At 39.4% G+C, this 12,947-nt stretch carries 13 protein-coding genes; 1 reads left to right on the forward strand and 12 read right to left on the reverse strand.

Features of this window, described 5'->3' with window-relative positions; all coding sequences use genetic code 11:
* Positions 1 to 8 precede the first annotated feature (8 nt).
* From HNQ41_RS04360 to sppA, 8 genes are all read right to left on the reverse strand, one after another.
* Positions 9 to 854 carry an EcsC family protein gene (locus HNQ41_RS04360; RefSeq protein WP_184663205.1) on the reverse strand — a complete coding sequence of 282 codons (846 nt, stop codon included), beginning with the start codon at positions 852 to 854 and terminating at the stop codon, positions 9 to 11.
* Between the two features lie 205 nt (positions 855 to 1,059).
* Positions 1,060 to 2,253, reverse strand: coding sequence for an acetate kinase (locus tag HNQ41_RS04365; RefSeq protein WP_184663206.1), 1,194 nt, complete (start codon positions 2,251 to 2,253; stop codon positions 1,060 to 1,062).
* 398 nt (positions 2,254 to 2,651) lie between these two features.
* The gene (locus HNQ41_RS04370; protein WP_184663207.1) at positions 2,652 to 3,668 is read right to left on the reverse strand and encodes a class I SAM-dependent methyltransferase; all 1,017 of its coding nucleotides are present in this window, start codon (positions 3,666 to 3,668) and stop codon (positions 2,652 to 2,654) included.
* 224 nt (positions 3,669 to 3,892) lie between these two features.
* Complete coding sequence (gene tpx / locus HNQ41_RS04375) at positions 3,893 to 4,393, reverse strand: thiol peroxidase (protein WP_184663208.1); 501 nt, start codon at positions 4,391 to 4,393, stop codon at positions 3,893 to 3,895.
* 111 nt (positions 4,394 to 4,504) lie between these two features.
* On the reverse strand, positions 4,505 to 5,014 hold the full coding sequence (ytfJ, locus tag HNQ41_RS04380) for a GerW family sporulation protein (protein ID WP_184663209.1): 510 nt from the start codon (positions 5,012 to 5,014) through the stop codon (positions 4,505 to 4,507).
* Complete coding sequence (locus HNQ41_RS04385; RefSeq protein ID WP_184663210.1) at positions 5,007 to 5,690, reverse strand: DUF2953 domain-containing protein; 684 nt, start codon at positions 5,688 to 5,690, stop codon at positions 5,007 to 5,009. The genes ytfJ and HNQ41_RS04385 overlap by 8 nt, the downstream gene beginning before the upstream one ends.
* Before the next feature lie 134 nt (positions 5,691 to 5,824).
* Entirely contained in the window at positions 5,825 to 6,370 is a 546-nt protein-coding gene (locus HNQ41_RS04390; protein WP_246421482.1) for an RDD family protein, read from the reverse strand.
* Between the two features lie 12 nt (positions 6,371 to 6,382).
* Positions 6,383 to 7,384 carry a signal peptide peptidase SppA gene (sppA, locus tag HNQ41_RS04395; RefSeq protein ID WP_343043324.1) on the reverse strand — a complete coding sequence of 334 codons (1,002 nt, stop codon included), beginning with the start codon at positions 7,382 to 7,384 and terminating at the stop codon, positions 6,383 to 6,385.
* A gap of 115 nt (positions 7,385 to 7,499) precedes the next feature.
* Here sppA and HNQ41_RS04400 point away from each other — a divergent pair, with 115 nt between their 5' ends.
* On the forward strand, positions 7,500 to 8,300 hold the full coding sequence (locus tag HNQ41_RS04400; RefSeq protein WP_184663211.1) for an NAD kinase: 801 nt from the start codon (positions 7,500 to 7,502) through the stop codon (positions 8,298 to 8,300).
* A 60-nt stretch (positions 8,301 to 8,360) separates the two neighbouring features.
* On the opposite strand, the gene HNQ41_RS04405 is transcribed toward HNQ41_RS04400, so the two are convergent.
* The 4 genes from HNQ41_RS04405 to HNQ41_RS04420 form a co-directional block, all read right to left on the reverse strand.
* Complete coding sequence (locus HNQ41_RS04405) at positions 8,361 to 9,959, reverse strand: amidohydrolase (protein WP_184663212.1); 1,599 nt, start codon at positions 9,957 to 9,959, stop codon at positions 8,361 to 8,363.
* A gap of 152 nt (positions 9,960 to 10,111) precedes the next feature.
* Complete coding sequence (locus tag HNQ41_RS04410; protein WP_184663213.1) at positions 10,112 to 10,315, reverse strand: alpha/beta-type small acid-soluble spore protein; 204 nt, start codon at positions 10,313 to 10,315, stop codon at positions 10,112 to 10,114.
* 90 nt (positions 10,316 to 10,405) lie between these two features.
* Positions 10,406 to 11,614, reverse strand: coding sequence for a tRNA uracil 4-sulfurtransferase ThiI (gene thiI / locus HNQ41_RS04415; RefSeq protein ID WP_184663214.1), 1,209 nt, complete (start codon positions 11,612 to 11,614; stop codon positions 10,406 to 10,408).
* Positions 11,615 to 12,757: a cysteine desulfurase family protein gene (locus HNQ41_RS04420; protein ID WP_184663215.1), complete on the reverse strand. Its 1,143-nt coding sequence runs from the start codon at positions 12,755 to 12,757 to the stop codon at positions 11,615 to 11,617. It lies immediately after the preceding gene.
* Positions 12,758 to 12,947: the final 190 nt, after the last annotated feature.

Consider the following 12,947-nt stretch of genomic DNA (forward strand, 5'->3'; position numbering starts at 1 on the left):
TTTTTATGTTATCCATTACTTATTTGTTTTTCTTGTATAAATCTATTCTGGTAGAAGTGATGTGCGATTGTCGTGACTTGTTCTGTAAACCGATAATTCATGCCTGCTCCAATGAAGGCTCCGAGAACAGGGATCGTTTGAGTGGATTTTTTCCGTAATAAAGAAAGCAACGAAACTTTTAATAATTGCTTTGCTGGCTGATGTAACCAATCAAAGCTGATCACTTGTTCTTTCCCCTCATAAAAGTACCAATCATCATCAAACCCCTGCACCTCTTTTTCTAAATAAAGCCATTCACTTCGCTGTAATGGACGTGGCAAAGAGGCAACATGAAAAAGTTTTAAAACGAGCATCATCTCGTACGGTTTTCGTAAATCAAATCCATATGTCGTAGCCACAAGTTGAATAGCGCGGATATTGACCGCCATAAGTGTTGGTAAATCAGCAGCTAAAAATAAAGGTCCTCCAATTCCTGACGCCCCTCCTTGACCTAAAGATAACAGCCGTTGTTTTGCTAACGATTTATCTGCAATCATTTTTAGCTGATCTATTCTTAACTTTTTCATATCGTTAACTGTTTGTACATCTTCTTGAAATGCACGAGCCGTTGTTAAAATGTGATCTACTGCCTGTTTATCAAACTTTGATTGTTGCATCGAAGCTTGAATTTGGAAGAGTCCTTCATCAACGATCTTCAACACTTTATTTTTCCATTTCCCTTCAAACGAGGACATCGTTTTACTTAACCAAGATTGATACGTTAACGAAGCTGGTGAGTCATTGTCTACAAACCATTCTTCCTCCCATCTTAATAATTCTTCATACAATTGTTGTTCTCGTTTCGTAAGTGACATATCATTTTCCTCCTTATTCAATTCAACAACGATGTATAAGCCCTCACTATTTACCTTATTCTCAATTTATTTACCTATCCCTTCCATTTGGAGGCGATTTATTTAAAAATATCATTTAAAAATGAAAAAAGACCCTTAACAGACAACTACATTTTAGTAGTCATTGTTAAGGGTCATATTATCATAGCAATCGTTCACCTAGCTTTTATTGAATATCTCCTAAGCGAACTGTATCGCGTGCAATCATCACTTCTTCGTTTGTCGGAACGACCATGACTTTAACTGGTGAGTGCGAATAGTTGATAAATGTTTCTTTACCACGTGTTTCGTTTAAGGAAGGATCCCAATAAATACCCATGAACTCTAATCCTTTTAACACTTTTTCACGAATGGTAATACTGTTTTCACCGATTCCAGCCGTAAAGACAACTGCATCAATGCCATGCATACGCGCTGCGTAAGAGCCGATATACTTATGGATACGAGATGTAAATACGTCAAGAGCTAATTGCGCACGTTCGTTTCCAGCTTCAGCTTCTTGCTCGATATCTCTTAAATCACTTGAAAATCCGGAAAGTGCAAGAAGTCCACTTTTCTTATTTAAAATCTGAATGACTTCGTCTGCTGTTTTTCCTGTTTTCTCCATAACATACGGGATCAATGCTGGGTCAATATTTCCTGAACGTGTCCCCATAGTCACACCCGCTAATGGTGTGAAGCCCATTGATGTTTCGATCGATTCTCCACCTTCAATCGCAGCGATACTTGCACCATTTCCTAAGTGACAAGAAATGATACGAAGATCTTCTTTTGGTTGGTCAAGCATTTCTGCTGCGCGCTCAGAAACATACTTATGACTTGTACCATGGAAACCGTACTTACGGATACCATAGTCTTCGTAATATTCATAAGGAATACTGTAAAGGTAAGATTGCTCTGGCATTGTCTGGTGGAACGCCGTATCGAAAACCGCAACCGCTGGAACATTCGGTAAAACTTCTTGGAAAGCACGAATACCAGTAATATTCGCTGGGTTATGAAGAGGTGCCAATTCAGATACTTCTTCAATTCCTTCTAGCACTTCATCGTTAATTAAGATTGAGTCATTAAATTTCTCTCCCCCATGAACAACACGGTGGCCAATACCTTGGATCTCATCTAGTGATTGAATAATGCCAAAACTCGTCAACTTATCAAGTAAGATTTTAACAGCTTGTGCATGATGTTCAATATCTAACGTTTCTTCTTTCTTTTCTCCATTTACTTCGATGCTGAAAATTGAATCGTTTAAACCAATTCGTTCAACTATTCCTTTTGTGACAACTGTCTCTTCAGGCATCTCCAATAACTGAAATTTCAATGACGAGCTTCCGGCATTGATCGCCATAATTTTCGACATGGTTCCTCAACTCCTTGTTTTTTAATAAATGATTGATAACATGAAAAGAGAAGAGGCTTACCTCTTCAGAAAAAAATATACGTACCGCAGTCTCTAACCGTCTGTAGAGTCAAAAACACGGTTCGTATTTCACCCTTACATTTCATTATCCTTACGAATTCAAAACATTAAAGCTGTCGTAATTTCACAACACCTATTAAACCACTAACGAAAGTAGATTTCAACCCTCTGTGTTACATGCAAATTTTCATTTTATATATAACAGTTTCATTTTTTCTATACATATATCTTGCTAAAGCTTTTATATACTGTGCTTATACTGTTTCCATAACAGCCGAATATCATCATACATAAAGTTGAACAAAAATGTGAACTTTTTGTGACAATTTTGTGAAAATTCACACATCCTTTTCAATCTGTCCATCTATCCAATCCTCAATTTGTTTAATCATATCAGCCATTGCCGCTTTATTCGTAAATGAAGGGAGCTCCGCTAAAAGGGCTTGGTCTGGATCGCGTAAATATTCGTCTCGTTTCCGGACGATAAAAATACTTTTTGCGTATTGCTGATTTTTAAACATTGATTGTGGAAGTTGCAATAATCCATAGATCATCGTTTCTTTCTTAATCCATTCATGGAGTTGATCCGCTTGGTCTGATTGAAATAAACCATTGGGTATTAAAAATATGCCATATCCACCAGGCTTTGTTTGTTCAATCGCTCGTTCGATTAACAAATGGTGAACATAAGGTTTTTCGTTTCCTCCTGGATTTAGGGAGTAATTTTTAGCGACTTCTTCATTCGGATAATAACCGATAGGTAAATCACAAATGACGACATCATCTAATTCGTCCATTTTTGTTACGATACTATCTTGATGAAATAAGTTGACATCATGGTTTTGCAAATTCGCATTTGCGTAAGCTAATTGAATAAGAGTCTCATCTGGGTCGATACCCTTCCCTTTTGCAGGCTTTGATATTGTATTCAATACTGCTGTTAATAAATTTGCTGATCCCACTGCCGGATCATAAATGAAGAGAGGCTCATCATTATTATCCGCTCGTTTATTGATGACCATTTTTTCAACGAGATAACCAATAAAAAGACTGACAGCATCAGGTGTCATGGCATGGTGTGGTTGTGTAGAAGCTCGCATCCCTTTTAACGTTGCTAATTGAATCGCCTTTCTTACTTCCTCGCTACGTAACGACTCATCTGGTAATTCATTTAAGGCTTCTCTTATTTCATCGGTCGTTTCCTTATCTAGTTGTTGCATCACATCGTGATGAAATACGTTTTCTCCCATTGCAACTAGTGCATCCAAATAAGGGGTTTGTAAGTACCGTTGCAAGCATTCTGTCCCACGATCAAGGCATTCATATAATTTTTCTACATTTGTTGTTGCTTCCATTATTTTCTCCCCCTATTTAACCTTTTTGTACAAACATTTATTTTATCAAAAATTTACCTAACAACCAATATTGAGCTTTTTACATTTATGTAAACATAAAATAGTCCAATTTCTCGAAAAAAGGAGAGGAAAGCGGAATTCCAGCTTCCATTCACTTCACGAAATCGAGAAATTGGACATGCATATCAAAACAAATGATTCAAATTTGATATTGTAAGATACAATTATTTTGCTTGACGAGCAGCTTCTAAAGCTCCTTCATAATCTGGATGGTTCGTTGCTTCGGACACGTATTCTGTATAGGTTACTTTGTCATTTGAATCGATAACAAAAACCGAACGAGCTAATAAGCGAAGTTCCTCGATCGCTACGCCGTAAGCTTCACCAAATGACAGGTCACGGTGGTCAGATAATGTTTGTACATTTTCAATCCCCGCAGCTGCACACCAGCGTTTCTGAGCAAATGGGAGGTCAACACTAATCGTCAACACTTCAACACCATCAAGTTTTGCAGCCTCTTCATTGAAGCGACGTGTCTGTTGATCACAAACTCCTGTATCGATCGATGGAACAACACTTATCAGACGCACGCGTCCTTTCGAATCATCTAATGTTACTTCGGAAAGATCATTCGCTAAAACTGTGAAATTTGGTGCTTGATCTCCTACTTTAACTTCATTCCCTCGTAATGTTACAGGTTTTTCTTTAAATGTAATTTCTGCCACTGAAACGTCCTCCTTTATCTATGTTCCTTAACATAGATAGGATACCACAAATTACACGATGTAAAACGAGGAAATGCTCACAGATTTTGAAATTTCAAAACAAATTCCCGATTACATCCCTGGTTGATTTGGATCAAAATTGCTTGGCGGCTGTTGTGGCTGTTGTGGCTGGTCTCCTGTTGCATCTACTCCAGTTGTTTGGTTCATTCCTTGATTCGTTCCACCTGATTGCATCATCTGTTGAATTTTATCTACAACTTGCGGAGCAAAGTCCATCAGTTTCTCATAGATGTGCGTCTGTTGGTCTAAATGGACCATATTTACACCTTGAGTACCGACGACTAAAAATGCAATTGGCGTGATTGATACACCGCCACCACTTCCTCCACCGAAAGGGTTCTTCTTTTCTTGTCCAGACCCAGTCCCGGCACTAGAAGATTTTTGCTCAACAACAAATTCGCTACCGCCAGCTGCAAACCCAAATCCAACTTTTGAAATCGGTAATATAACACTTCCATCTGGCGTCTCAACCGGATCACCAACAATCGTATTAACATCTACCATTTCCTTTAAATTTTCCATCGCTGTCTTCATTAATCCTTGAATTGGATGATCAGACATGCTTCATTCCTCCTTCATTCAGCCCTTGTGACTTCTTTTTGTTAAGAAACCAACGACGTCCATGCAAAAGCACTTGTAAACCTGCGATCATAGCATAACCGATTCTAAAAGATAACATACATGATAACCTCGTTTTCGAGACAAACCCTTGATAAATCGGATTGACTGACAATGTTGGATTTGATTTCACACGCATATAATGAGCCATTAGGCCAAAAATATTCCCTTTAATCGACCATAATAAGCCAGAAAACTGTGCAGTTAAAGCCGCATCGTCAAGTCCTACTGCGGTTTCCCAACTAAAATGCTTGACGGTCATTTTACGCAAAAAACGCCGCGTGATTTTATAAAAACCATGAACATGTTTTAGAAAACGTTCAAATTGACGAAGGTCGTAAAGAATTCTACGCCAGGAAAGTTTCTTTTCTTTTTCAGAGTGACCTACCTGCGAATCCGTTTCTTCTTTAAAGTTCAAAGATGCTGTCTCTTCATCGATCGTAAGTACAGGAACAGAAATAGAGTAACGAATAAGCCCATACCACATGCGAAAACGAATCGTTAATTGATCATCGTCACCTCGATGCTCATAACTCATATGTATCGTTAGTTTGCTAATCGAGACTATTAAGAATAGAAAAAGAATCAAGCCAATAACGAGCCAGATCGTGAACCACAAATTGGAACCCCCTTTTTTCTTCCAGTTTTTCCGACTTGCCTTGAAAATAAACAAAACGAACGTTTTCACCTCGATCTCGTTTGTCATATCAACAAACCGAGCAAGAGAAAACGTTCGCCCTAAAGATATATCTTTTACACTTTTCGTTCACGTATGCAAATCACTTGCGTATCAGCAATTAAATCGTGTAATCCACGCTTTTTAGAATGAAAAGCGACAACAAAGTAAAGAGCATACAAGAAAAAGAAAGCTTGATGGATAAAACGACCGACCACTTCTCGAAATACGACATCGTTCCAACGTAAGGGGGCGTTATCATATCGAACGACAACCAACCCGAATAGTTGTTTTCCGATCGTTCGCCCGAGCCATTTTGTTAACACAACAAAATAAATGAACCCTACAAGGGTTGTCGTAACAGACAACACTGAAATTTGTGCAACCATTTGATCCATTAAATCTGTAAATCGAAAAAACGGTGTTACGAGAATACCGTTAATGCTAGACACAACAATAATATCTACTAGATACGCCCAAAAGCGAATCCAAAAACCTGCATACATTTCCACAGTATTTGAACTTTCATCTCGTTTTTCAACTGAATCTGTTACTGAAAGATCCTCATCTTCATCAAACGCTATCTCTTCATTTCTTTCATTGTTTTGTTTATCTTCTGTCATGACGATATCCCCCTATTCCTTGTAAAGGTACATGAGACGAGGTGTATCTGCTTGGTGCAGCCATTCATTCACAACAGCTGTTTGTGAATGAGTACCAAATATTTCTTGAAGACCTGATGCAAATAAGCCTGGAATACCAAGGGAATCCCCATATTCAACAACTTGAATATCTCCCTTGCCAATGTTATCTCGCATATCTTCAACAACATCATCAAAATGGCCGAGTTCATCAACTAACCCTTCTCGTAATGCTTGTTGCCCACTGTAAATTCTTCCATCAGCTAATGCTAATACTTCTTCTCTTTCCATATCTCTTCCTTCTTCAATGACATCGACAAATTGTTCATACGATTCATCGACCATCTCTTGAAGGAGGTCCCGTTCGTCTTCTGTCATCTCGCGCGTTTGCGACATAATGTCTTTATGCTCACCACTTTTTATCACTTCTGACTCTATACCAAATTGATCGAAAAGCTCTGCGATATTAATCGATTGCATAATGACACCTAGCGATCCTGTAATTGTCTGGTTGTGTGCGTATATTTTTTCAGCTGGGGCTGCTATATAATAGCCACCACTTGCTGCCATATTGCCCATTGACACGTACACTGGTTTATTATAAGATTCTTGAATTTCCACGACCTTATCGTGAATTTCATCGCTTTCCACAACCCCGCCACCTGGCGTGTTCACTTGTAGAATAATACCGTCTACATTCGCGTCCTCTGCAGCACTATCTAATTTTTCCATAAATCGTTGGTGATTGTATCCAGCACTTTGTAAAAAGCTTTGACCGTCATACGTGCTTTGAATCACTCCGTTTAAATGAATAACAGCAATTTTTCCTTGGTGATTTCCTTCCTCAATCACTCGTTCTTCGAAAGGTTGATCTGCTGCTTCAAATAAATTCTCAAAGTTCGTTGTGGCAACTGCTGATATTGCACTTACAATTGCAGATAAAAATAACAATCCCGCAGCAATCACCAATGCAATCCATCGTTTTCCATTCATCATTTTCATTGTCCTCCTTTTTACCGGCCATTTAAGATTTTATTTTGCACTTGCAGGAAAAAGCGTTTTCATAGCGAAAGTTTATCATGTTAGCTATAAAGAAAGGAGCGTCTAAGGTATGGGAAATTTCGATCGTAAAAATGTTTATTTGTTTTATAAAAAAACGCCTGAACTTATGCCCAAGATTGACCAACTTCATGAGCTTGGGAGAAAACAAGGTTTTCATCTCGTCGATGATTATCGTGACGCCAATATTATCGCCAGTGTTGGTGGAGACGCCTCGTTTCTCCAAGCAATTAGGAAAACAGGCTTTCAAGAAGATGCCTTGTATCTAGGAATTAATTCTGGACAATTAGGGTTCTATACTGATTTTGATATCGATAATATTCAGAGGATACAAGAATCTATAGAAAACGATATGACTAAAGTTTTCCGTTATCCCGTGATTGAAGTGAACGTAGATGACCAAAAATCATTTTTTTGTATCAATGAATGCTCAATTCGCTCCAATATCATCAAGACATTTGCGATCGATGTATACATCGACGACTTACACTTTGAGACTTTCCGCGGCGATGGACTTGTTGTTTCAACACCGACTGGAAGTACCGCGTATAACAAATCGTTAAATGGCGCCGTCGTCGATCCTGATTTAGGCGCAATGCAATTAACCGAAATTTCTTCATTAAACAATAATGAATATCGGACACTCGGGTCACCTTTAATTTTAGGAGACCGTGAACTTCGCCTTAACATCGTTCAAAACGGAAACGACCATCCGATTATTAGTGCTGATAACGAAGCACTTCCTATAAGAAACTGTCATAAAGTTCGTATCAAACTTGCAGATAGACAGGTGAAAACCTTGAAATTAAAAGACAACTCATTTTTTCACAAAGTTAAAAAAAGCTTCCTTTAATATTCTACCTGTTCTTGGCAACTTTCACAGAGGAAAATTTTCCAGTAAGAAAGTTGCCTTTTACCTATCCAATTCATACATTATTGTATTATCAACGACGGTTTTCACAACTTGCGCTGTCAAAATATCATCTTCTTTAATATCAAAAAGGTCAACATCAAAGATCGTAAAGTCAGCTCGATAACCAGGGGCAATTTTTCCTTGGAGAGATTCCTCTGACACCGCCATTGCACTACCTCCTGTAAATAAACGAACGGCTTCAAAGCGAGTCAATTTTTCCTCCGGCAAATAACCTTCATGACTTTCATTCGGTTTTCGACGCGTAATGGCAGCATGAATACCTAAGCGAGGGTCTATTGGCTCAATGGGTGCATCAGAACCTCCAGCACATATTAAACCTGCCGAAAGCAGCCGCTTCCATGCAAATGCGTATGGTAGTCGCTCTCTACCCAACCGATCAATCACCCACGGGAAATCACTGGCAACAAAGCGGGGTTGAATATCTAAAATAACGGAGAGTTTTTTCAATCTTTCTAATAAATCTTCTCGTACCACTTGCAAATGAATCAAACGATCGCGTACACCTTGAGTAGGAGGGTGTTCTTCTAATGCGGCAATGGATCGGTCAAGTGCTTCATCTCCAATCGTGTGAATGGCAACGGGCAATTGTTGCTCTCGTGCTCTTGATACGAGTGCTTTTAACTCATCTCCATCGTATATCGCAAGTCCCTGTGTATCGTTTGCATCACTATATGGTTCTGAAAGAAGCGCTGTACGTCCTCCTAACGCTCCATCTGCAAAAATCTTCATTGCACCTGTAGAAATAAATTCCGTTTGTTTCCCGAGCGAGAACCCTGCTTCTATAAGCTGATCTAGAACTTCATGGTGAACAAGTAAATTCGTTCGGAATTTTTTCGTTTTGCCATCAATTGTTTGTAAAAATGTTTCTAACATTTGCACACCGTCACCGTAATGGTTTAAATCTTCTGTATGACCTCCAACAAACCCATGTGCGTACAGGTCATTTAAAGCACTACTCAAGGCGCGGTTTAAGTGATGATTACTCACTTCAGGCATCGCTTCTCTAATGAGTGATTGCGCTTGATCATGAAATAAACCATTTAGCTGTCCTTTTTCATCTCGTTCAATTCTTCCTCCTGAGGGATCTTCGCATGCTTCATCAACCTTTGCGATATCTAGCGCTTTTGAATTGGCAATGAGCGCATGTCGACAAACACGGCTTAATACAAGTGGGTGATGCGGAGCGATCTCATCAAGCTCTTCACGCTTAATCATTTTTCGGTCAGGAAAAAGGTTTTCATTCCATCCTTCACCAATGATCCACTCATCCTCCCCTGCAGTGACCACTTTTTTTCTTAATACTTCTTTCATTTCTTCTGCCGAAGAGATCATCGAAAGATCAAGCCGGAGTAATTTCTCCCCATGCCCCATCATATGTAAGTGACTATCAATAAATCCCGGAAACATTGTTGCACCTTGTAGCGGTTGCTCGGTGTCTATATGATCTTGATATTTCTCTCGTAATTCGCTCTCATCCCCAACGCTTACGATTATACCTTCCTCAACAAATACTGCCTCTTTTAGGGCTTCTGGTGATTCCATCGTTCTTATTTTTCCACCATACCAAAGCGTTCCCATCTCGGTTTCCTCCATCATTTTAAAGTTACTTACACTATCTTGACAAAAATCTTCAAATGAAGCAAGAAATCGTTAAAATATGTGCTCGGTTACCAGTTTTTTTGCAACACAAAAAAGGGGTGCTTAAAGCACCCCCTAGCCATCATATTCAATTATTGTTGGTGTCCATTGAATTGTTGTTCAGCTGTTTGAACAAGGCGCTTTGTGATTTCGCCACCAACTGAACCATTTGCGCGGGAAGTTGCATCTGCACCAAGAGAAACTCCAAACTCTTGAGCAATCTCTGTTTTCATTTGGTCTAGTGCTTGTTGAACGCCAGGTACAACGAGTTGGTTTGAACTGTTGTTGTTAGCCATGACTTTCACCTCCCTTCCGTTGTACACCTAGAGTGTGTACGAGAAAGGGATGTGATACAAAAAATTTGATGGTAAAGTTATGAAATCATATTAAAATAAATCTTCGACCGATGCGTCACTTTCTAGTGTTCCATCAATTTCTTTCGTTTCAACACCTTGAACGGCCTCTTCAACCATTTTCTCGATATCTAAACTCTCTTCAAATGCCGCAGCTCGATCGCGTTTCGGCTTTGTTTTCGTTTGTGGAGGTAAAAAGATTGTACAACAGTCTTCATAAGGCAATATAGAAATATCATACGTATTGATTTTTTGCGCAATGTCGATCACTTCGTTTTTATCCATTGTTACAAGTGGGCGTAAAACCGGTAGTGTTGTCACTTCCGTAATCGTGTGCATGCTTTCCAACGTTTGACTCGCTACTTGCCCTAAACTTTCCCCATTCGCAATTGCTAACGCCTCTTTTTCTCCAGCTAGGCGTTCAGTAATCCGCATCATCATTCGTCGCATAATCGTCATTTCGTAATGGTCCGGTACTTTTTCATGAATCGTCTTTTGCGCCTCTGTGAAAGGAACGATGTGTAAGCGAATCGGTCCACCATACTCTGTTAAAATGCTCGTTAAATCTTCAACTTTTTGACGCGCTCGCTCGTTTGTAAAAGGCGGGCTATGAAAGTGAACCGCTTCAATTTCGACGCCTCTTTTCATCGCTAAATATCCAGCAACAGGGCTATCAATTCCACCTGAGAGCATGAGCATCACCTTACCACCTGAACCTACAGGTAATCCACCAGCTCCTTTTTCTTCACCACACATAATGTAAGTCGCATCTTTACGAACTTCTACGACCAATTCCACGTCAGGGTTATGAACATCGACAGTAATCGATTCAGTATTTCGGAGTAAATAAGCACCGATATCTTTATTTAACGTTTGTGAATCTTTGGGAAATTGCTTAAAAGCACGCCTTGCCGACACTTTAAATGTCCCTACCTCATTTGGTAATGACTTTCTTAATGCAGCAAGCGCCGTTTCACAAATATCTTCTTCATTTGACGCAGATTTAAGCGCAAAACTAAAAGATTGAATTCCAAAAACATTTCTTAACTTGTTTGATATCGCTTCTGGATCCTCACCATTCAATGTAATAAACATTCGCCCATGTGTTCGATTCACTTTCGCATTCGGGAAGTCTCGTAACATGTGACGAATATTCCTTTGAAGTTGTAGCTCAAAATCTTTTCGGTTTTTCCCTTTTAAGGCTAACTCTGCGTATCGAATTAACAGATGATTGTATTCCATTTATATATTCACCACTTCCAATAGTTCTGGGATCACACGATTGAGCGTTGTGATCAATGTATTCGCTTCTTCTTCCGTATTGTCATATGACAAACTGACACGAATACCACTTTTCGCTAATTCCTCATCACGGAACGTTTCTTGCAATACTCGGCTCGGTTCTGACTGTTTCGAAGAACAAGCTGATTTTGTAGAAACATAAATACCTTCTTCAGCGAGCGCTTGTACAAGCACTTCAGGTTTTAAACCAGGCACGGAAAAATGAATGATATGTGGCGCACCATCTTCCATTGAATTCACATGCGTACCATGAATTTCTCGCACCGCATTTACAATCATCCCCTGTAACTGCTTGATTTTTTCAGTTTTATTTTGCTGATTTTCCAATGTCAATCTTAGCGCCTTAGCAAGTGAAACAGCTCCTGCGATATTTTCGGTTCCCGCCCGATGACGAAGCTCTTGACTACCTCCGTGAAGAAGTGGATCAATCCAAATCCCTTCGCGGAGGTAAAGGAAGCCTGTCCCTTTTAAACCGTGAAATTTATGTCCTGACACGGTGCATAAATCAATACCACTTCCCTTAAAAGGAAGTGAAACTTTCCCTATTCCTTGAACGTGATCGACGTGGAAAAGCACTTTTGGGTAGTCGGCCAATAAACGACCAACTTCTTGAATCGGGTTCACAGTACCGAGTTCATTGTTGACATGAATAAGCGAAACGAGAATCGTGTCTTCACGTAAGGCTTCTTTTACTTTTTGCACAGACACCGCTCCTGTTTTATCAACAGGTAAATAAGTCACCTCAAAGCCTTGACCTTCAAGGTATTGAAACGCCTCATAAACGGAAGGGTGTTCGACTTTCGTCGTAATCAAGTGTCGTCCGCGGTTACGATAACGAAAAGCCGTTCCCTTAATGGCTAAATTGTTCCCTTCTGTTCCACCAGATGTAAATAAAATTTCTTTACTCTTGACACCTAAAAGTGAAGAAACCGCTTCGCGTGCTTGTGTTATTAAACGCTCTGCTTGTCTACCAAGAGGATGTAAAGAGGAAGGATTGCCTATATACTGTTGGACAACTTTCGTATACGTTTCAACAACGTCTTTATAAGGTTGAGTCGTCGCACTATTATCGAAATAAATCATTTCAAATGACTCCTTTAATCGTTCATCTGCATCATATGATGGTACCACATTTCAAAAAGAAAAAAAATCAAAATATATTTAGACAAAGGAAAGGTTGCCCTCTAAAACAGCTCTCACTCCCCTTGATGATGCATGGAAATAAAGAACTTCGAGACCAACCTTTAACACTTATATTAGTATAGCGCTTTTG

This window comes from Texcoconibacillus texcoconensis (assembly GCF_014202575.1).
GTDB lineage: Bacteria > Bacillota > Bacilli > Bacillales > Salisediminibacteriaceae > Texcoconibacillus > Texcoconibacillus texcoconensis.

What these genes read in the sequence shown, in the direction of transcription:
- HNQ41_RS04360 (WP_184663205.1), bottom strand. Translation starts at nt 854, where the DNA reads ATGTCACTTACGAAACGAGAACAACAATTGTATGAAGAATTATTAAGA.
- HNQ41_RS04365 (WP_184663206.1), bottom strand. Translation starts at nt 2,253, where the DNA reads ATGTCGAAAATTATGGCGATCAATGCCGGAAGCTCGTCATTGAAATTT.
- HNQ41_RS04370 (WP_184663207.1), bottom strand. Translation starts at nt 3,668, where the DNA reads ATGGAAGCAACAACAAATGTAGAAAAATTATATGAATGCCTTGATCGT.
- ytfJ (WP_184663209.1), bottom strand. Translation starts at nt 5,014, where the DNA reads ATGTCTGATCATCCAATTCAAGGATTAATGAAGACAGCGATGGAAAAT.
- HNQ41_RS04390 (WP_246421482.1), bottom strand. Translation starts at nt 6,370, where the DNA reads ATGACAGAAGATAAACAAAACAATGAAAGAAATGAAGAGATAGCGTTT.
- sppA (WP_343043324.1), bottom strand. Translation starts at nt 7,384, where the DNA reads ATGATGAATGGAAAACGATGGATTGCATTGGTGATTGCTGCGGGATTG.
- HNQ41_RS04400 (WP_184663211.1), top strand. Translation starts at nt 7,500, where the DNA reads ATGGGAAATTTCGATCGTAAAAATGTTTATTTGTTTTATAAAAAAACG.
- HNQ41_RS04405 (WP_184663212.1), bottom strand. Translation starts at nt 9,959, where the DNA reads ATGGGAACGCTTTGGTATGGTGGAAAAATAAGAACGATGGAATCACCA.
- HNQ41_RS04410 (WP_184663213.1), bottom strand. Translation starts at nt 10,315, where the DNA reads ATGGCTAACAACAACAGTTCAAACCAACTCGTTGTACCTGGCGTTCAA.
- thiI (WP_184663214.1), bottom strand. Translation starts at nt 11,614, where the DNA reads ATGGAATACAATCATCTGTTAATTCGATACGCAGAGTTAGCCTTAAAA.
- HNQ41_RS04420 (WP_184663215.1), bottom strand. Translation starts at nt 12,757, where the DNA reads ATGATTTATTTCGATAATAGTGCGACGACTCAACCTTATAAAGACGTT.